The following is an 18555-nucleotide window of genomic DNA, read 5'->3' on the forward strand; positions in this document are numbered from 1 at the left end:
GCATGTAATTAAAATATTTTTTCTCCTTAAAGTTTAAACTCGTTAAATAAAGGTTATAAAACACTATAGCGAAATATCTAAATAAAAATTAGGAGATGGATAGTATGAGTTTCATTTGGTTTTTAATTATTGGCGGCCTTATCGGTTGGCTTGCAGGTGTAATTTTGGGTAAAGATGTCCCAGGCGGAATTATAGGTAATATTATCGCAGGTATTGTTGGTGCATGGATTGGTGGTATGCTTCTTGGAAGTTGGGGACCTAAAGTTTCAGATTTCTATATCGTCCCTGCTATTATTGGAGCCATAATACTTGTATTCGTAGTGAGTTTCATTATGAAATCAATGCGTAAAGCTTCATAAGCTAAATAATTTAAAAATTGGTCCTCTACAATTTAATTTGTGGAGGACCTTTTACTTTGTGCAGATTTCATTCCAATAGATGCTTTGAAGGTAGCTCTTGCTTAAAGTTCAAAGTTGGAGTTTCATCGAATATAATAAATTATCTAATTCAGTGGTGAGATAAAGATTTAACGCTTGGTGGACGTCTATAGGAACATTAGATTCTCCCCCTTTACCCAAAATTTTTCTCTAGTTACTGCTTAGAAAATCTCAAGATTAGATGCAAAGGAGAAAAAAATGAAAACAAAATGGCTTTTGAGTAGTAGTGCCGTGATGATGGGTTTGTTAGGGTTGGCGGGAACCTTTATTCCCGAAGAAATTTCAACAATATTAGGAATTGACCCTTCGCCCATTACGCTGATTCTTCTGCAAATCATCGGAGGACTTTATTTAGGTTTCGCAATGTTAAACTGGTTTACACGTTCTGCCCTGATCGGCGGCATCTATAACAAACCTGTCGTATTGGGAAATTTGATGCATCATATCATTGTCTTTTTTGCCCTAATTCGGCAGTTGGCGGATCAGTTTCATTTCATATTGCTTATTTTCACATTAGCTTATTTGGGGTTTGCCGTCTGGTTTACATTAGTTATGCGCTCGAACCCTTTAAGTAATTCAACAAAGAAGTCTGACTAAGCATAGTCGAAATACAAGAAAGGTAATTGCTATAAGGATTAAAAAGAACGAACCCCAAACAGGAAAAGACGATATACAAATAGAAAGAGCGATGAAACATTGCGTCTCACCACCCTTTGACGTTATTCTTTGTTACTTTTAAGGATACTTGATATAGTAGCAGAAACCATTGCTGACGTTACAGTAACAAACCCTAGCCCCATCCAATAGTAACCTTTTTCTAGCAGCACCCACTCGGTATTTCTTATAGAAATTGCCATGAAGATTATCGATATTACAGCAAATGCCACGGATAAAAACATATTGAATTTGCCTAATATGTCGAGATTGTTTAATTCCACTAAGAGTTGAATTGCTAAGTATACGGCTATTGTTACAGTTATTACTCCGAAAGTATAATAACCTCTTTCAAGTAACATCCAATCAGTATTGTTCCAGATTGATACTACCATAAATATAAATGAGAACACTAAACCAACTAAAGACACACCAAAGAGTATTTTATTCATTATAATCACCTCCTTTGATTTCGGAGAAGAATATGTTGGGTTTTCTAGGGGCTTGGCACAATTCCTTATTCAAAGAATCTGGCTCTTGAAAACCCACTCTTCCCCTCTAAGCGAAAAAGAAATGTACATAATATTGGAAAAATCATATTTAACAATCAATCCCCCAATTGATAAGAGGTAAAACGTTTTCATCCTTTAGTTGTACTATATGTTTTGTTTAATAAAGCGACGCTAAATATTCTTATGAAACTCCGAAACACAGTATCCCTAATAAAGTCCTCGGAAGTAAAAAGTCATTAAAAGACACTTTCTTTAGACGGCAAAATTATTTCGTTATCCTTGATTTCAACTCGTTCATCTGCCAGGCACGTATACGATTTGGAAATAACGTCGCTAGCATATTAAATGTCTCAGCCACTATATGGGCGATAATGCAGCAATAAAAACCGCGCCAGATCCTATACGAATTCTATTGCCGATCTCCTAAATTAGTTTTTATCCTCCTCTATATTACAGTACTCACCACTCATCAATGTTTTCTTTAAAGATAAAATACCCATTAATTTGGTATAATGGGAGAATATTTAAAATGAAGGGGTGGGGTATTAAATGTCTTTCAACACAACTATTTCTAATCTAATAAGCGACAGAATAATGGGTGCAACAAAGGAAGATGAAAAAGTAAAACGCATCTTCTCCTGGATCAATGATGAAATTGAATGGATTGAAACGGATTATCAGGAAAGAACTGTGGAAGAAATCTTAATACGTAAGGCTGGGAACTGTGCGGAACAGGCGAAGGTCGTTGAAAAAGTTTTAAACCATATAGGAATAAAAACACGTTGGATTTTGGAAATAAACTCACAGCCGGAATGGGATGATAGACAAAAGTTTGCTGAAAACCTCATTGAAAAGGATGGGAATTTCTACTCCATTTTCGGATTGAACCATAATGACCATAGATGGATTGAATATTACAACAAAGATACTAACCGATGGATTCCGATAGATACCGCTTTTGGTGTATTTGGTATGGAGCATTGGCTAGAAATGAGGATAAGTTTTTCTCGAGAATCAATACCAACCTCACAACAAATAATCCCTTTTTGTATTGTTGCATTAGATTCAACTAATGCTATTTCCGAGGAGCTCTCAAGTTTTTACCTCATTGAACAATTCGATCAGTATTATAATGGATTATTAAGTCAATCAGCAGAATGGGCTGAGTGGAAGATGTTGATCAATCAACTTACGAAGTTAGGGATAGCCACTTACAATAGTCAACACAACCTTCATAAAAACCAAGATGAGATAAAACAGTTTACAACCCTTTATTCAAAGTTAAAACAAGAAGTTTTAAAAAGTGCAGTTATTTAAAATTGTAATACACCTAGTCAGTATTTCCTCATAAAGAACGACGCTAATAAAAGATTTGTCATTTTTCCTTACTCCTTTAACTTTTTCACTTTAGCACATGTATAATTATGGTAAAATATAAAAGGGTGAATTATGAATATCTTTAGAAAAATAATTGATTTTCTTAACAAAATGAAACACATTGATATTTGGGGAGACAAAGATGAGGAGCAAACTAAGTATAGCAAAAATATTAAAAATCAAAACCCTTATGGCATGATAGGTCTTGTTATGAGTGGATTTGCATTCCTTTTTCCACAATATGGATTATCCTTTCTTACGCTCATTTTTTGTATATTAACCTATTTTACATTCGATAAGGAGAAAGAAGATAATCCTTGGCCATTTTATCTTGGTATTATCATTTCATTAATAGGAATAAAAATGTTTATTACAGGTGAAATTCATAAAGTAATTATTTAATATTACCATTACAGTAAACAAGGTCACTTAACTCTTGGAGAGCAGTGACCCTTTTAATGTTTTCCCCCGTTAGAATATCTAGAATTTCTTCCGATTGCCGTCTCCCCGAAACAAAAAAAGACACTTTCCTTTAAAGAAAAGCGTCCTGATGTAAAGATTATTTGTTTTCAAATCGTTATGTCTACTTCTTTGCACCTTGCCCATTACTACTATCGATCACTTCTTCGCCGGCTTCTTTCACTTTCCCGCTAATTACCTTTAAATCCGTCGTAGCTTCTTTAGCATGGGAAAGAATTTCACTTGATTCTTCCTTTACTGTACTAACTGGGATAATAATGTTCTCGTTTACTTTTTCATAAAGATTTTGAGCATCGCTTATTGCTTCTTTGAGAACAGAAGAAGCGGACTTCAGTCGTTCTTGCAAGTCATCCTTCACTTCTGATGGATTATTTTTGACATGGCTATACATATCCAGTGTCGAATCTTTCATATTTTTTGTTGTGGTAGTTACTTTGTTACGTGTCGTTGAATCTAGCAGTGTCAGCGCACCACCTATAATTGCCCCTAACACCATGCCTTTTAAAAGCTTCCCATTATTTTCGTTTTCAGTAGTCGTCGATACATCATTATAAGAAGTTTGTGTCATAGTTTATGCTCCTTTATGTTTGAATTTGTTCTCTTACTCCTTAATTGCCCGATATTTTTTCCATTTAAACTATTTAAGGAATTTCAGCTATCAATGTATGAGCCATATAGTGATATTTTTATTTCAAACCAACTAGTAAAATCTTTTCCTTTTAACTTTAAATCCTCCACTAATTCATTTAGTGGATTTTGGAGTAAAGTATACAAGCATGTTTTGCCCCATTGGAAAAACAACAAAAATTCTGCAAAAGAAAAATCAAGAATTGCGCCCGATTGTTGAAGAAGAAAATTTTAGTTGAACATCATGTTAAGAACTTTACTTCATGATAGATAGCTCATACCTTTACTAATAAAAACTGCCCCTCCATTATTAGACATAATCTAACAATGGAGGGGCAGTTCGTATAAGGGCATTACTTTTTTTCCCGTTCAATAAATTCCACATTATTTTCTTTAGCTACCCTATAAATTTCACTTCTATCTTCGTGCAAGAACTGACCATTTAAAGGAATTCGAATAGAATCTCCTTCAACTGAAGTAAAAATATATTCTTCATGCGTACCTATATCATCGACAAAATATTCGAGAACTACTTCTTGAATTTCAGACCATTGAAACGTTTTTTCATCGAATAATTTATTTGAGACCACTTCTTCTTTTCCTATATATGTATAACTTAAAATCGATAAATAGAAAACAAAGAGTCCCCCTGCAATAATAACACTTGATAGGCTAAAAGTGACTTTGTTCTGTTTAATTACTGGAATCATTAATCCGATAAATAAAATAAAACATGCAGCCATTACTAGTCTGAAATTTATTTCATCCGGATAGAGTATTATTGCCAATCTATCAAATAAAAATGTTTGTACATAGAACATAGGAAATATTGCTCCAACAACAGGTATGCTGATAAGGGCTACTATGGCGAGCACTAAAAAGATTAGACGAGGCGAGTAATGAGTTCGCATTTAAATTCCCCCTTTAAATTAAATAAGAATAGGTATTGTCCCTAACTAATTATACGGTTAAGATAACATAAAGTTTCAATTTTTTTGATTAATTACCAAATTATCCTAAAATTATCTTTTTTAACAACTAAAAGTTAATCCACCTTTAATAAAAATTTTATTCCACAATATGACCCTTTAATAAAAATAAAGCACTTTCCTTATCCAGAAAAGTGCCCGATTTTTCAGTTAACTTTAATTTATATACTACACATGCTTAAATGTCTTGGTAGTTTCTTCAACAAAGTCCTTAAATGCTTTCTCTTCTTCAACAAACGGGTAGTGATTGGATTGTTCGAAGATAGTTAATTCAGAGTTAGGAATGAGCTCAGCAATTTCAACACTAAACTCAACTGGACATTGCGCGTCATATTTCCCGCCAAACACATAGGTATCTACATGAATTGTCGTCAGCTCATTACGTAAATCAAATGACTTTACTGCTACTTTTCTAAAGTAATCCAGTGCTCGACCAACAGTACGCCCACTATTCGGAATTGTGAGGGCTTGTTTTAGGTTTTCTTCACTAGTAAAGGACATCAAAGCCCATTCAAAATCCAGTTTTTTTCGTATTTCTTGTGGCGTGTTCGGATCATTTAAACTCTCCATTATTTCGATAATCCGATTAAAATTTTTATTTTCCATACAGTAAATGCTATTAGGATGGGCTGCGTAAGCTTTACTTGCTGCACTGCTACCGCAAATGCATTTCGTTAAAGATTGTTGCCTTAATACAGCATATTGTAAGGCAAGCATGCCCCCTGTTGAATGCCCTGCAAAAGCCCATTTTGAAATATGTAATGCTTCACGAATCGCTTCTAAATCTAAAATAATTTCTTCTAAAGTCATTTGCTCATCCGCTTCAATACCATCTGAATTGCCTGCACCACGGACATTTATTAAAAATACTTGATAATGTTCTGTGAATGGATTAGCAAACCAACTGCCTTTTTCATTAAAAGCACTGTAAAAATGCGTAATAGCAAGAGGCTGACCGCTTCCCTTTACAAAATATTCGAAAGTACCTCTGGTTGTTTCAATTAATTTTTGTTCCCACATCTAAACGCATCCCCTTCGTAACGGCCTGTAATATTCTTACAAATACTATTATACTCTTTTGGAGATTGTTCAATAAGAGAAATATCTACATTACTGCAGAATCGCGAAGATCTCTATTTAATTTATGGATCTTGAAAACCTACTGTTGCCATAATAAATATAACAAGATAGCCAATCAAACCAAATATATTCAAGCCTACTAATGTAAGTCTTACATATCCTTTCACACCGAACATGGCAAAGATTATTCCTATAATACCTAATCCAAATGGTAAGTATAAAGTAGGTCCTATAATCAAATCAAAAATTTTACTTTCAAAATTAAAAGGCATTTGTGTAAACGATGAACTTATTAATAGAAAAAGAAATGCGGATAATACTGAAAAAAATACTTTTAACAAACAATCACCCCATCGATTAAAAATTTTATTAATTTATATCCAGAATTTTTTATCCAATATTTGGTATTTAAATTATAACATACTTAATAATATATGGTCCTGCTATTGAATAAAGCACTTTTCATATTCCAGAAAAGCGCTCGATGGGATGGTGTTTTAAAAATCATTTTCCCCTTAAAAATTACCCGCGCCATGCAAGCTACCGCTGTTTAATTTTACTTTTCCACGGGAACTAAAAGTACAAGAGTATTGGAGGAATTTTAATGAAAAAAGTTCTGAAGAAATGGAACAGCCGGAGTGGCAAATATAAAGTTCTAAGCGCTCTTTTACTTCTTTTGATTTTGCTATATATAGGAGAAATGATATGGCATACATATAAACCGTTGCCGGATGGTATTTCCTATGAAGGAGACTTGCATAGAACAGACAATATTGAAATGCTGACGGATTTAACTTATGCACAAGACAAAGAAGGGACCAATCGGAAACATGAGAATTATATATTTGATGAGGTTTATACATTGATTGATGAAGCAGAACAATTTGTGGTTGTCGATTTCTTTTTGGTTGATGGGTATTTCGATGAAAAAGAAGATTTCCCCCCAATCGCAAATCTCCTCTCTGACAAGCTTACCGAGAAAAAGAAAAACAATCCCGATATGCCTGTTATATTTATTACCGATCCGCTAAATAAAGGCTATGGCTCCTATGAAACCCCGTGGTTCAAGAAGATGCGTGAAGCCGGGGTAGAAATTGTTTACACCAATTTAGAGCCGCTTCGGGATTCCACACCGATTTATTCAGGCTTATACCGATTATTTTTTCAATGGTTCGACAACGACGGCAAAGGATGGATTGCCAATGCCATGTCGAGCAAAGCACCAAAAATGACATTATCCTCCTACTTAGAACTGCTCAATGTGAAAGCCAACCACCGTAAAGTGGCCGTTTCGGAAAAGGAAGCGATTATCACATCATCAAACCCACATGATGCAAGTGGCTTCCACGGAAATCTTGCTTTAAAAGTAACAGGGCCCATCATAAACGATATTCTAAAATCTGAAGAAGCGGTGTCGCTTATGTCGGATGGTCCTAAATTACCAAGGGCTGAGTTTCCTCAGCAAGATGAAGGTCAGTATGAAGTGCAATATTTGACCGAGAAGAAGATTTTGGATGCCTTACTCGAAGATTTAGCGGCGACAAAAGCAGGAGATAAAATTTGGGTAGGCATGTTCTTTATTGCCCAGCGTGACATTGTCAACGCCTTAACCGATGCAGTAAACCGAGGTGTGCAGGTGAATATGATTCTAGATCCAAATGAAAACTCATTCGGTCAGAAAAAGTCCGGTCTGCCAAATCGACCGGTTGTGAACGAACTACTTGGGGATACAGAGGAACAGATCAACATTCGCTGGTACAATACCGTAGTTGGTCAATACCATACAAAAGCCATCTGGATTCAAACAGCGGAACAAACAATCATTTCAAGTGGATCTTCCAACTATACAGAAAGAACATTGGATGATTACAACCTGGAAAATAACATCCGCATCCTCGCTCCAAATGATAGCGCGCTTGCCTTGGATATGGAACGATATTTTGAACGGCTCTGGGAAAATGAAGATGCCCTCTACACACTTGATGTGGAAGAATATCAGGATAACCTCTCCTGGTGGCAGCGCTGGATTTACATGGCGCAAAAAATAGCCAAAGTAACTACTTATTAATAGGAAAAAGGAGATGCCTCAATTTGAATACGGCATCTCCTTTTCAAATTTATAAGGTTCCCGTTTCTAGAAAAGTGATTTACTTTCATTTCACTCCACTCTCTAGAATTTTGATCGTCCCCTTTTCGCAGTTAATTTCTGCCTTTGCGCCATAAGGTAAAATAAATTTAGGTTCTGTATGACCAAAATTCAAGTTATAAAGAATCGGTAAGTCTTCCATATCTAATTCCTTCATTACTATTTGAATTACCTCTTTATATTCATCATAATATTTCTCATCCTGTGGCTTACCAAAAATGATACCATTCGTTTTTTGTAGAATGCCTTGTGCAGCATAATTTCGCAACCAATACTTAATATGATTTGGATCAGGATATTCTTCAGATGTTTCAAAGAAAAGGATGCTATTCTCCCAATATTCTTTTGCTGGCCAGATCTCGGTTCCTTTAGCAAACTCTAAAACTTCAATACAACCACCTATCAAATGTCCTTGTGCTATACCTGATCCTTGAAGTACTTCATAACCTGAATTTTTTCGCATATTCCTGCGAAGATTTTTATTCTCTTCTACCCATTCCAAACGCTCACTCGTCCATTCGTTTGCAGGTTGTATTTCACCGATTATCTCATTTGAGAACAGCGTTCGATTTATCATCTCAATTGTATAAGGGTCCATCTCCACGTTTTCTGCAAAATCAGTTAAAATTGCTGGCCCATAAAATGAAGAAATACCTGCTTTGTGACAAAATAAATGGGAAATGGTCACATCGGAATAACCCATCAATATTTTTGGGTTGTTACGTATAACATCAAAATCAATATAAGGGAGTAAGCGAATACTATCGTCTCCACCAATATTTGCAACGATTCCCTTGATACGCTCATCCTTAAATGCCGTCATTAAATCTTCAGCTCGTGCTTGTGGATTTTCATAAAGATATTCTCCACCTTTCAAACTATTCGGCATTGGGATCACCTCTAGTCCAAAAACTTCCTCCAACCGCTTTACACCTTGTTCATATCGCCATTTAAGTGTTGGTTCACCTGCCCCACCCCAAGAAGGACTTACTGTAGCAACCCGATCTCCCCGCTGCAATTTTTGTGGCTTTATTAACACATTAACTCCCCCTAACATTTTCAATTCATTATGAAATTGGAAAAGTGCTCTTCTTTCTTATTTCGTGAGATTTATATTATTCCAAATATTAACACATTAATACATATCTTTTCCAATTTGCATTATAATTAATTCTTAATAGACTATATAGAGATCAAAAAAAATCTATATTAATAAGCTAACAGGGTAGTATAATTCAGTAAATTTTTAGTTGTGGAGGTACAGTAATATATGAGTAATGTGCATTTTAAAAATATTGATGATACTAATGAATACAAAGTTAGAACTATTAAATTAAAGCCTGGACAAGACAAGTTTATTGAAACAGTAGATGAGTGTTTAAAAGAAGCTGAGAACTTTCATGAATGGCATCCTGTAGCTATATATTATGATGATGAAATTATTGGATTTGCTATGTACGGTTCATTTGGTCTTAATAAAGATACTTGGATTGATAGAATAATGATTGATGAAAAACATCAAGGCAAAGGCTATGGAAAACTTGCGATGATAAAACTTATTGATGTAGTTTCAAAAGAATATGGCGTAAACGTTATATATTTAAGTATCACTGAGGAAAATAGAGCAGCTTATAACTTGTATAAAAATATAGGGTTTGAGTTCATGAACGAGAGAGACCCGAATAATGGAGAGCTTTTATTTAAGTACACAATAAAATGAGAGTCAATAGAATATCCTTATCGAACGGGGCCTTTTCGTCTATTAAAATACCAAAAATCCCTACTTTTAATTTGAAAGAAGGGATTTTTTTTATTCAATTATGGGGTTTTAAATTAAAGCACTACACTACATTGAATAAAAAGATTTATCTTATCTATCGTTATTCTAAATAGAGGTTCTGTGCTGTTTCAATTCTTTTAACAGATTTAACGCTTGTTGAGTTGAGTCAGTCAAAGAGGAATTTCCTTTTGTTTTTCTTAACACCAATGCTTCTAAAAAGCATTCTTCGGCTTCATTTAAAAGTGCTAATTCCATAAGGCATTTACCTTTATGTTGCAATACAAAGTCTTTATATTCAATAACCTTATTAGCTTTACACAGATTCAATGCTTTATTAAATTTTTCCAATGCTTTTAAATGATTATTATCATATTTAAGAGCCTCTCCAAGACGAATTAAAGAGACAATTTCTCTTGAAAGATTTCTTTCTTCTTTTGAATGTTTAAGACAATAAGATAAACTATGAATTGCTTTTTTGGGTTGTTCGATTATTCTATATAAATTCCCCAAAGTACCATAAAGAAAATACTTTTCATCTTCATTACTATCCTTTAGCAAGGCTTCTGCATCGCTAATGAATTGGAGTATTTTTAATGGTTCGGAGGTTTTTTCACGAAGATATTCATTTTGATCAAAGTAAATAAGATCGTTTAAGGTAAGAAGATTCTCTTTGAAATCTGCAATGTTCACATCTATTTCCCCTTAATTTCTTATTCAAGAAAAAGCGCCCGATATTGAATAATGCGTTTGGTTATACGCCCGTTTCAATACCATGTATTGCACTAACTATAAAAGCTCTTTCATGGGTCCTAGCTACTTGAAATTTAATGAATATGTGATTCTTTTGTTATTGTTTCTAAAAGCTCAAATAAACCACTATCATTCGAAAATTTATAGTACTTATGATCGCTATCATTGTCATCTTCATAGACAAATATTAATATTTTTTGAGTTGAATCAAGTTTTAACTCATAACGCTTATTCAATGTAATATTGATATAATAGTTTTCATCCACATATAAATCTGAACTAGATAATATTTCAAACTTAGAATTCTTAAAAGCTTCCAGAATTGCTGTTTTATCCTCCTCCGACAGCTTAAGTTTTACAAATATCTCTTCTGTTTCATGATCCAATTTATAACCGTCCACATTAACGTATTCTGATTCAAAGTCTATATCATTAAAAACTTCATCGCTGGCTAATGTATTACTGTTAAAACTAAAGAAAGCCACAAATAGGGCAACTATAAACAAAACGCATATACTTGCTAACATTTTTTTACTTTTAACTTTAGCATTCATAAACAACCTCCATTTATATACTTAAGCTTACTAATAGTGGAAAATAATTATATTTGACAAAATAATATTGAAGAAAGCGATATTTGCTAACATAAAAAACTTTTATCCCAACTTGTGGCTCTATAACGGAAAAACTCGATTTTTTTTATCGTTATAAATCTGCATCCTTTCTAACAATCCCCAAAGAAAAAAAGTTACTCCACAATATGGTCCAAATTTTTAATACCTTTCATTAATCATTTGAAATGCATAATTAAAAAGCCTCTGTAAAGACTAAATTCAGGAGGTGAAAGCCATGGTAAACAACAAAAAAGCACATGAAAGATTTGGGACTGATGGTGACCAAGTTAAGCAAATAATCCAACATATTGAAGCTGAAGAACGACAAGCTTCCCGTTCGAATTCTAATGTAGAATTCGGAAATGAGACGGATATTAAAAAAATGAATCAGAAAATCCGACAAGTTAAAAACAACAAATAAATAGTTACCAATCACAACCAGCAACTTATCTGCTGGTTGTTTTCACCTTGCGTATAAAGAATCGTGCCCGATTGTTAAAGATACTTTTCCAATTATAGCTCCTATTAAATGAATAGGATGTTATTGAACCTTAAACTTTTTTACTCGATTACTTCTTATGCATTATAAATTGTGATTTGCTGTATTTAAAACCGTTCTTCTCGTAGAATGGTAATAACTTTTCTTCACAAAACAAACTGATTACATCGATATGTGATAGCTCATCTAACAATTTTGATACCATTTTTGTTCCTATACCTTCCTCTCTATAGGAATTATGTATAACTACGTCTTCAATATACGCTCTAAACTTTCCGTCTGAAACAGCTCTTGCGAAACCAATAAGGGTATCGTCTTTCCACGCACCTACTGATTTTACTTTTAGTAGCATATCTTCAATATCCTGTTGTTTTCTTTCCTCCCACCAACCTACATTTTGATACAACATCATTAAATCATTCGCTTTAATCTTTTTAGCAGTATTACTTAAAATTACAATATTCAAGTACTAACCCCCAAAAGTCCTTTTACATAATTTTACTGAATTTAAAACAGTATGTCTTTATTTCATTTTCGTTTAATTAATTTTTTCAATACAAACCTATATTCAACGATATGGCCCTATAATGGTATAAAATTTTCTAATTGAAGAATTACGCTAGGAACATTAAATCTATGCGTTCACTAAGTACATTTTATGGTAAAATTTTGAAGAGGCGTTTTATGAAAAGAATATTATTCAATTTATTTATTTTGTTTTGTTTAGTTTCACTAGCTGGGTGTAGCGAACAGGTCAACGAGGTTGAAGGTGAATTTTTATTAGGGCAATTTGGTGCTGATTGGAAAAAGGAAACTTTTTATATGGTAGCGCCCATTAAATGGACAGGTGAATCACCTATAACACTAAAATCGATTGAGTTCGTTAAAGATTATCCCGACTCTCTTACTACATATGAAGAAGATGGCATAAAGTATGAGATTTTCGGAGCAGAACCATCAAGGAAAACGGATTTACGTGACGAATCGTATGACAGAGAATTAAAAGACATAAATGGTTTAGAAATTAATGGCGAAGGAAAAATTGTGATTAAATTTTCATTGGGTGATGTAAAAGCAGATGATTCGCGCAGATTAAAAATTACATTCGATAGTGACGGACAAGAAGTTGAAAAAATCGTTGTATGGAAAACACTTGAACAATTAACAACCGAGACTCGTTAAGGAAATATTGGAGGAAATATAAATGAAAAAAGACTCGTATTATTCTTAAAGGGGGCGTAATTGATGGGTATGAATTTCGCAGAAGCAGTCGTTTACAGCTTTTGCTGGCTGCTAATTTTTGTCATCGGTTTTAAGTTATTTAAAAAGCAAGAGATAAAGCCGATTATTTGGAAAGCAGTCATTGTATATTTCGTCGGTAAATTTGCATTTTCGTTAAATTATCCAATTGAGCAACAGGCAATTCACTTCGCGCTTATTCCATTAGGTGTGATAGCCATCTATTTATTTTTTTCAAAGCGGCCTAATTTTAATACATATTTAACATTTGCATGGTTTGGATTTTTTTCGAATTATTTATTTTTAGTAGGTACGTTATTAATAATTCCACTCTATTCTCTTCTTTATGATAAAAACGATATCCATACGTATATGGCTCATTCGGAAAACATAGAAATTTTGAGCATTCATCCGTCAGCAAATGACAATATAGCTGTTCGTACATCTATCCTCGAGCAAGTAAAAGCTGCAAAAGAGCAACCTGTGAATACGGATTGGTACTACGAAAGTGTTGGAGATGACCGCGTTGAGGTTGAACGATTCCCGTACATTTTAGCAAATATAGCGCCGAAATGGGGTAGTCAGGCGAAGGCAACGATTTATGTGGAGAAGGATGGAAAGGGCCTGCTGATTGCATCACCGACTAAACATTTGTATTACCGCCTCGATGAATCGATTTTACAGGAGGTGACGGCAAATGAGGAAGAATAAATATTTCATTGGAATTGTTGTAGTCATAGTGGTCGCTATAGCAGGCATTCTTTTATGGCTAAACTTTAAACAGCCAACGTCATTTTTGTCTGAAGCAGCAATGGTCGAGGAAATGAATAGCTACACAAGTTCCCTTAACGTAAAAGAAATACAAGATGTGCTCCAATTAGATGAGCACCATTACTTCGTGCCGTTTGTAAATTATGACGGAACGAAAGCGATGTCGTTTTGGAAATGGGATAAGGCAAAGTGGAAATTAGTTAATTTAACAACCCATCAAAAAATGCGCTGGCAATTAGATGAAAAAGATTTATCATCAAGTTTTATCGTGTGGAATCGAAGCTCCGCTGAAGACGCAACGATGAAGTTACTATTTTACCGTGAGCGTAACTTCCTTTCATCTAGGGATAATCATTTCTTTACGCCACAGGTACTATTAACGGAGGAAATAACATTGTCGGAATACGGCATTACAAAAGTGCCAGAACAATGGTCTAAACTAATGGCTGAGCTTGATAAGTCCGCTGGCGTAACAAATAATTCTATGTTCTCATTTTTCAATTACAATCCGAATTATTTAATTGCGGCCGAATATAATTTTGAAGATTTCGAGACAAATGGCACAGAAAGTTATTGGACAGGGAAAGCGGAGACGACATTAGAGTTTATCATGTATTATGATTTGGATAGGATTCAATAATTGACATGAAGTGTGGAAAAGAAGAATTCCATACTTCATGTTTTTATGTGCGTCGCAAAAAAGGACTTTCCTTCTTCAAGGAAAGCGCTCGATTGTGGAATAAGTATCAGCTTAAGTTAGCTAGTTTAATGAAATCTGAACCTTTACCAATCTGGTCCATCATCAGAATCACTCACTTTAAGAGTAAAAGCTTTTGGGTTTAGATTGTTTTTTTTAACTAATTCATAGAAGATGGATTTTATCTCTTCTTGCTCTAATTCTGTAGCTTCTTTATTTAATAAGATAATTTTCATCTGAATATCTTCTTTCGAATAAGCAGCAATTAAAAGACGGTATTTATAACCTTTTTCCGATAATTCATTATGCACATGATTCACGATTCCATTATCTCCATATAGGAAATTCTCCATTTCCTCAGAACTTACTATAGGTGGAACTTCAGATGCTGTTCCTTTTGACGAAGAGTTATTGATAAATAAGAAGGTTCCTACAATTAAAATTACTACGGCTCCGACTAAAGCAATTCTATCCTTTTTCAGTTTATACACTTCCTTTTTTAATCTAAGGATATGACTGAATAAAAGGAAATAAACTTACTTGATTTTTACAAATTCTAATTTACATTCTGAGCCAAATGAAATTTCATTTTTTTCTCCATCATAAGGAATTGCTTTATTTAGAGGTCTCCAATACCCTTTGGTTTCCGTAATATTTCTTTACTGAGAATATAATTCCGAAAAAAATGATTGGAACTCCCGAATATTATTTTTTATACTAGCTCTAGAATAAAAGTGATAAATATAGTTATCTTTCTCCCAATGGACCATCCAGCTTTTATATTTGGTATTTTGTCGACACAAAATAATTTCATTAACTGGGATGTGTAAAATAGATCCACTCACTTTTTTGATATTCCAACTCTGCCTCGTTCCAATTTTATGACCTGTAAACTGAGGAATCGGATCTGATAATTCTCTAGGAGCAATCCACAGCCAAAACCCGTTTGTAAAATCTTCTCGTGTACGATATAAAAAATGATACTCTGACCCAGCTTCATTTTCTTTATAACCTATTGAGTCTAAATTAAATTCATTATATATCTTTGGGATTTTTATTCTTAGATTCTCTTCAATTCCTATATTCTCGTTAGCCTCATACCAAGTTACACGAGAAACTTCATCATCTATATCCCATTTCGATTTGTTATAACGAGCGGTGTAACTACAGGTAGTATAAGACTGTTCACCTATTGTGCGAATTGAATCGTTATCAACTGCTTTTAAACCTTCTAATATCATTATAATTTCTTTTTCATCAAAATTACCTTCTATTACAGAGAGTTCAATATTAGTGAACCATCTACAAAAACAAGCAGCTTGATTACCTTTGTAATCGATACCAATAAAACCGACTATACCTTCTATTTCAAAAGACTTCCCTTGCTGAATTAAATTCGTATCCGCTGTAATTACAGGTATCGCCCAATCATAAAAAAATTGTTTAATGCGAAGGACTTTTCCTTTACTATGTATTTCAAAACGAATTGAAGAACGTTGCTTATTCGTTTCTTTTTTTAATGTAATATTTTTAAGATTATATGTTTCAGGTAATGTAGGCATTAATATTACGAAATTCGTATATTTTTGAGCTTCTTTTATTTCACCAAATAAAACTTCATTAATCACTTAAATCCCCCCTCATCCAATTTTTACATAAAGAAACTCATATTAAATCATTCATAAGTCCAATATATTAGTCACCCTTAATTTCATGGTTTGTTGTTAACGTAGTTATAAAATTGTAGTGTATTTTCAAATTCGATTTTATACCTACTGCTAATAAATATAATATTCCGCACTTTCTTAAACCTATTGCTCTCTCCCCTAAAATGTATATAATGTTTTTTTGTATCAAATATTTGATACAAAACTATTAAAAGGCGGAATGATAAATGAAAAAAACCCTTACAGCAGTTTTAGCATCTGTATTACTACTCGGTGCATGCTCAGGAGACGAGAAAGAAAACACGGAGGCTAAAGTCGACACGAAAGCGTCAGCAGAAACTACTGTGGCAGTTAAACCAACAACCATTAAAGGCGAAGATTATGATGCAAATGGTGGCGCAGATGCATATGACAATGCAGGCGACAATGCAGAATCACGCTACTACAAAACACCAGATTTCTACAACAAGAAATCGGATGAAAACTTAACAATCATTGAAAACTTTAAAACGTTCCAACAAACAACGGAATGGTCTTGCGGCCCAGCAACTTCATTGATGGTGCTTCATCACTTTGGCAAAGAAGACATGACAGAAATGGACATCGCTGAAGCAATGAAAGCACACACAGACCTTGATGTTGAAGGTGCAAAACCAGGCTCTGCAAATAGCTTCCATGAATACGGTTCAGATGTTAGCCGAATTCACACATTCTTTGAAAACTTAGAAGGCTTTGAAGTTGTAGAATCTAGCTACCGTGCAGACTACAAAGAGTCTGATTTAATTCAAGCAGATGGCAGTGCAACTGGCTCTAACGTTGGCAATTTACCAGAAACATTTACATGGAATAGCTTATACGCATCAGAAAACTCAAACGAAACAGAAAAATGGGTTTCAGATGCTAAGGATAGCTACTTCGTAAAATGGTTAACAGGTCATTTAGAAAACGACCGTCCAATTATGGTAGAGTGGGCTGACTGGGGTGGTCATTGGCAAGCAATTATTGGTTATGATAACAACGGTACACCAGGTATCGGCGATGATATGTTAATTTTTGCTGATCCATATGATACATCAGATCATTGGCAAGATGGTTATTACTTCTACCCATTAGAGCGTTGGTTCGGTATGTGGAATGACCGCAATATCGCACCAAAACCATACCAATTACAGCCGTACGTTGTTGTAGACGTTGTAAAATAATATATACTTCAAAAACCCGATTCAGTCAAATGCGTCAAATAACGTCCACTAAAAAACTAGATGGACATTATTTGACGTTTACCTCTGCAATAACCAATATTCCACTTAAACCATGAGAAGGTTCTAAAAGTTCTGTATTTAGAATTAGGCATGTATTTTAATAAAACAAATGTAGCTTTGAAAAAAATTCTGAGCAAAAACACTTCGTAAATCCTTATTTTAAGGTAAAAAAGAAGAATTTAATTTGAAAAAAGATTGATCAAAATTTTATACATCAATATGAAACTGCATAAATCAAGTATAAACAATGTTCCATACTTTATAATCCGAGTCTGGCACCTACTTCTGCATACTCTATATCTTTTCTTTCTGCATTCCAATTATCCCCTGTTTGTCCATCCCATATCGCTCCTGTTTCAATGAAACCGATAGACGCAAACAACTTCCGAGCGGCATCGTTTACCATCCAATATGATGTAGCAACTGCATCGGCTTTTCCTTGTGGAAACGACTTTATGTAATCAATAACTTTCATCATTGCTTGTTTGCCAAATCCTTTGCCTTGATGCTTTTTATCAATCATAAAGCGATTAAGTCCATAAGTAGATTTATCTCCATATTTTATACATAAAAGTGAACCTTCAGCCAGTTCGTAAAATCCAATATCGACATATCCAATGACTTCATCATTGTTGCATATAGCGAAGATCATAGGAGGTTTTTCGTCGTTGAGTATCTTTACATATGCTTTAGCCAAACAATATATACTGGAATCGACATTTCCTTTCTGCTCGTCTGTTATGCTTAACTTCAACACTGCCTCAAAATTATGGTGGGTAATCTTTTTTAATTCAATCATTTTTCTTCCCTACTTCCGAAAATATAAATTCGCTGACAGGTAGATTTTATTCATAATTATCTCCTAAATTACTAATTAGCTCATGACTTTATTTTAGCATATCCTTCTTCAACTGAATTGCTGCGTTAGTTGAAGAATAAAGCTCCCAAAGCGATGTTTGTTAATATTGCACAAA

General features: G+C 34.1%; 23 protein-coding genes. 11 read left to right on the forward strand and 12 right to left on the reverse strand.

Annotation, left to right across the window (positions count from 1 at the left end; translation table 11 throughout):
• Positions 1-104 precede the first annotated feature (104 nt).
• Both MHH95_RS00090 and MHH95_RS00095 read left to right on the forward strand, forming a co-directional pair.
• Complete coding sequence (locus MHH95_RS00090; protein ID WP_340725945.1) at positions 105-359, forward strand: GlsB/YeaQ/YmgE family stress response membrane protein; 255 nt, start codon at positions 105-107, stop codon at positions 357-359.
• Positions 360-635: 276 nt separating this feature from the next.
• Positions 636-1034 (forward strand): multidrug DMT transporter permease, encoded by a 399-nt coding sequence (locus MHH95_RS00095; protein WP_340725946.1) that lies wholly within the window; start codon positions 636-638, stop codon positions 1032-1034.
• 122 nt (positions 1035-1156) lie between these two features.
• Here MHH95_RS00095 and MHH95_RS00100 read toward each other — a convergent pair whose 3' ends face one another.
• Entirely contained in the window at positions 1157-1543 is a 387-nt protein-coding gene (locus MHH95_RS00100; protein WP_340725947.1) for a hypothetical protein, read from the reverse strand.
• Positions 1544-2152: 609 nt separating this feature from the next.
• Here MHH95_RS00100 and MHH95_RS00105 point away from each other — a divergent pair.
• Both MHH95_RS00105 and MHH95_RS00110 read left to right on the forward strand, forming a co-directional pair.
• A complete protein-coding gene (locus MHH95_RS00105) occupies positions 2153-2920 on the forward strand; it encodes a transglutaminase-like domain-containing protein (RefSeq protein WP_340725948.1) in 768 nt (255 codons plus the stop codon).
• 171 nt (positions 2921-3091) lie between these two features.
• Complete coding sequence (locus tag MHH95_RS00110; protein ID WP_340725949.1) at positions 3092-3382, forward strand: cell division protein FtsK; 291 nt, start codon at positions 3092-3094, stop codon at positions 3380-3382.
• A gap of 181 nt (positions 3383-3563) precedes the next feature.
• On the opposite strand, the gene MHH95_RS00115 is transcribed toward MHH95_RS00110, so the two are convergent.
• From MHH95_RS00115 to MHH95_RS00130, 4 genes are all read right to left on the reverse strand, one after another.
• Complete coding sequence (locus MHH95_RS00115) at positions 3564-4028, reverse strand: YtxH domain-containing protein (RefSeq protein ID WP_340725950.1); 465 nt, start codon at positions 4026-4028, stop codon at positions 3564-3566.
• A gap of 412 nt (positions 4029-4440) precedes the next feature.
• Positions 4441-4998 carry a hypothetical protein gene (locus tag MHH95_RS00120; protein WP_340725951.1) on the reverse strand — a complete coding sequence of 186 codons (558 nt, stop codon included), beginning with the start codon at positions 4996-4998 and terminating at the stop codon, positions 4441-4443.
• A gap of 246 nt (positions 4999-5244) precedes the next feature.
• Positions 5245-6096: an alpha/beta fold hydrolase gene (locus tag MHH95_RS00125; protein ID WP_340725952.1), complete on the reverse strand. Its 852-nt coding sequence runs from the start codon at positions 6094-6096 to the stop codon at positions 5245-5247.
• Positions 6097-6218: 122 nt separating this feature from the next.
• Complete coding sequence (locus MHH95_RS00130) at positions 6219-6497, reverse strand: hypothetical protein (protein WP_340725953.1); 279 nt, start codon at positions 6495-6497, stop codon at positions 6219-6221.
• A gap of 263 nt (positions 6498-6760) precedes the next feature.
• Between MHH95_RS00130 and MHH95_RS00135 the strand changes: the two genes are divergently transcribed.
• Positions 6761-8224, forward strand: coding sequence for a phospholipase D family protein (locus MHH95_RS00135; RefSeq protein ID WP_340725954.1), 1464 nt, complete (start codon positions 6761-6763; stop codon positions 8222-8224).
• A gap of 85 nt (positions 8225-8309) precedes the next feature.
• Here MHH95_RS00135 and MHH95_RS00140 read toward each other — a convergent pair whose 3' ends face one another.
• Positions 8310-9341, reverse strand: coding sequence for a S66 family peptidase (locus tag MHH95_RS00140; protein ID WP_340725955.1), 1032 nt, complete (start codon positions 9339-9341; stop codon positions 8310-8312).
• 231 nt (positions 9342-9572) lie between these two features.
• Between MHH95_RS00140 and MHH95_RS00145 the strand changes: the two genes are divergently transcribed.
• Positions 9573-10022, forward strand: a complete 450-nt coding sequence (locus MHH95_RS00145) for a GNAT family N-acetyltransferase (RefSeq protein ID WP_340725956.1) — start codon at positions 9573-9575, stop codon at positions 10020-10022.
• A 165-nt stretch (positions 10023-10187) separates the two neighbouring features.
• Here MHH95_RS00145 and MHH95_RS00150 read toward each other — a convergent pair whose 3' ends face one another.
• Positions 10188-10772, reverse strand: a complete 585-nt coding sequence (locus MHH95_RS00150) for a hypothetical protein (protein WP_340725957.1) — start codon at positions 10770-10772, stop codon at positions 10188-10190.
• A 134-nt stretch (positions 10773-10906) separates the two neighbouring features.
• A complete protein-coding gene (locus MHH95_RS00155) occupies positions 10907-11386 on the reverse strand; it encodes a hypothetical protein (RefSeq protein WP_340725958.1) in 480 nt (159 codons plus the stop codon).
• Between the two features lie 295 nt (positions 11387-11681).
• On the opposite strand from MHH95_RS00155, the gene MHH95_RS00160 reads away from it, so the two are divergent.
• On the forward strand, positions 11682-11867 hold the full coding sequence (locus MHH95_RS00160) for a hypothetical protein (RefSeq protein WP_340725959.1): 186 nt from the start codon (positions 11682-11684) through the stop codon (positions 11865-11867).
• A 148-nt stretch (positions 11868-12015) separates the two neighbouring features.
• On the opposite strand, the gene MHH95_RS00165 is transcribed toward MHH95_RS00160, so the two are convergent.
• On the reverse strand, positions 12016-12357 hold the full coding sequence (locus MHH95_RS00165) for a GNAT family N-acetyltransferase (RefSeq protein ID WP_340727281.1): 342 nt from the start codon (positions 12355-12357) through the stop codon (positions 12016-12018).
• Positions 12358-12629: 272 nt separating this feature from the next.
• Here MHH95_RS00165 and MHH95_RS00170 point away from each other — a divergent pair, with 272 nt between their 5' ends.
• The 3 genes from MHH95_RS00170 (at position 12630) to MHH95_RS00180 (ending at position 14595) form a co-directional block, all read left to right on the forward strand.
• Positions 12630-13127, forward strand: coding sequence for a hypothetical protein (locus tag MHH95_RS00170; RefSeq protein WP_340725960.1), 498 nt, complete (start codon positions 12630-12632; stop codon positions 13125-13127).
• Between the two features lie 63 nt (positions 13128-13190).
• The gene (locus tag MHH95_RS00175) at positions 13191-13895 is read left to right on the forward strand and encodes a hypothetical protein (RefSeq protein ID WP_340725961.1); all 705 of its coding nucleotides are present in this window, start codon (positions 13191-13193) and stop codon (positions 13893-13895) included.
• A complete protein-coding gene (locus MHH95_RS00180) occupies positions 13882-14595 on the forward strand; it encodes a hypothetical protein (protein WP_340725962.1) in 714 nt (237 codons plus the stop codon). Before MHH95_RS00175 ends, MHH95_RS00180 begins: the two co-directional genes overlap by 14 nt.
• A gap of 143 nt (positions 14596-14738) precedes the next feature.
• On the opposite strand, the gene MHH95_RS00185 is transcribed toward MHH95_RS00180, so the two are convergent.
• Together MHH95_RS00185 and MHH95_RS00190 are read right to left on the reverse strand one after the other, a co-directional pair.
• Complete coding sequence (locus MHH95_RS00185; protein ID WP_340725963.1) at positions 14739-15143, reverse strand: hypothetical protein; 405 nt, start codon at positions 15141-15143, stop codon at positions 14739-14741.
• 168 nt (positions 15144-15311) lie between these two features.
• A complete protein-coding gene (locus MHH95_RS00190) occupies positions 15312-16280 on the reverse strand; it encodes a hypothetical protein (RefSeq protein ID WP_340725964.1) in 969 nt (322 codons plus the stop codon).
• A gap of 266 nt (positions 16281-16546) precedes the next feature.
• Here MHH95_RS00190 and MHH95_RS00195 point away from each other — a divergent pair, with 266 nt between their 5' ends.
• On the forward strand, positions 16547-17521 hold the full coding sequence (locus MHH95_RS00195) for a papain-like cysteine protease family protein (RefSeq protein ID WP_340725965.1): 975 nt from the start codon (positions 16547-16549) through the stop codon (positions 17519-17521).
• Between the two features lie 319 nt (positions 17522-17840).
• Here MHH95_RS00195 and MHH95_RS00200 read toward each other — a convergent pair whose 3' ends face one another.
• Positions 17841-18380, reverse strand: coding sequence for a GNAT family N-acetyltransferase (locus MHH95_RS00200; RefSeq protein ID WP_340725966.1), 540 nt, complete (start codon positions 18378-18380; stop codon positions 17841-17843).
• Positions 18381-18555: the final 175 nt, after the last annotated feature.

The organism is Solibacillus sp. FSL K6-4121, assembly GCF_038002585.1.
Classification (GTDB): Bacteria; Bacillota; Bacilli; order Bacillales_A; family Planococcaceae; genus Solibacillus; species Solibacillus faecavium.

Bases quoted from the DNA above. Each gene is read 5' to 3' on its own strand.
- MHH95_RS00110 (WP_340725949.1), top strand. From the start codon at position 3,092: ATGAAACACATTGATATTTGGGGAGACAAAGATGAGGAGCAAACTAAG.
- MHH95_RS00180 (WP_340725962.1), top strand. From the start codon at position 13,882: ATGAGGAAGAATAAATATTTCATTGGAATTGTTGTAGTCATAGTGGTC.
- MHH95_RS00200 (WP_340725966.1), bottom strand. From the start codon at position 18,380: ATGATTGAATTAAAAAAGATTACCCACCATAATTTTGAGGCAGTGTTG.
- MHH95_RS00125 (WP_340725952.1), bottom strand. From the start codon at position 6,096: ATGTGGGAACAAAAATTAATTGAAACAACCAGAGGTACTTTCGAATAT.
- MHH95_RS00195 (WP_340725965.1), top strand. From the start codon at position 16,547: ATGAAAAAAACCCTTACAGCAGTTTTAGCATCTGTATTACTACTCGGT.
- MHH95_RS00120 (WP_340725951.1), bottom strand. From the start codon at position 4,998: ATGCGAACTCATTACTCGCCTCGTCTAATCTTTTTAGTGCTCGCCATA.
- MHH95_RS00170 (WP_340725960.1), top strand. From the start codon at position 12,630: ATGAAAAGAATATTATTCAATTTATTTATTTTGTTTTGTTTAGTTTCA.
- MHH95_RS00095 (WP_340725946.1), top strand. From the start codon at position 636: ATGAAAACAAAATGGCTTTTGAGTAGTAGTGCCGTGATGATGGGTTTG.
- MHH95_RS00165 (WP_340727281.1), bottom strand. From the start codon at position 12,357: ATGATGTTGTATCAAAATGTAGGTTGGTGGGAGGAAAGAAAACAACAG.
- MHH95_RS00090 (WP_340725945.1), top strand. From the start codon at position 105: ATGAGTTTCATTTGGTTTTTAATTATTGGCGGCCTTATCGGTTGGCTT.
- MHH95_RS00145 (WP_340725956.1), top strand. From the start codon at position 9,573: ATGAGTAATGTGCATTTTAAAAATATTGATGATACTAATGAATACAAA.
- MHH95_RS00100 (WP_340725947.1), bottom strand. From the start codon at position 1,543: ATGAATAAAATACTCTTTGGTGTGTCTTTAGTTGGTTTAGTGTTCTCA.
- MHH95_RS00160 (WP_340725959.1), top strand. From the start codon at position 11,682: ATGGTAAACAACAAAAAAGCACATGAAAGATTTGGGACTGATGGTGAC.
- MHH95_RS00155 (WP_340725958.1), bottom strand. From the start codon at position 11,386: ATGAATGCTAAAGTTAAAAGTAAAAAAATGTTAGCAAGTATATGCGTT.
- MHH95_RS00175 (WP_340725961.1), top strand. From the start codon at position 13,191: ATGGGTATGAATTTCGCAGAAGCAGTCGTTTACAGCTTTTGCTGGCTG.
- MHH95_RS00105 (WP_340725948.1), top strand. From the start codon at position 2,153: ATGTCTTTCAACACAACTATTTCTAATCTAATAAGCGACAGAATAATG.
- MHH95_RS00115 (WP_340725950.1), bottom strand. From the start codon at position 4,028: ATGACACAAACTTCTTATAATGATGTATCGACGACTACTGAAAACGAA.
- MHH95_RS00135 (WP_340725954.1), top strand. From the start codon at position 6,761: ATGAAAAAAGTTCTGAAGAAATGGAACAGCCGGAGTGGCAAATATAAA.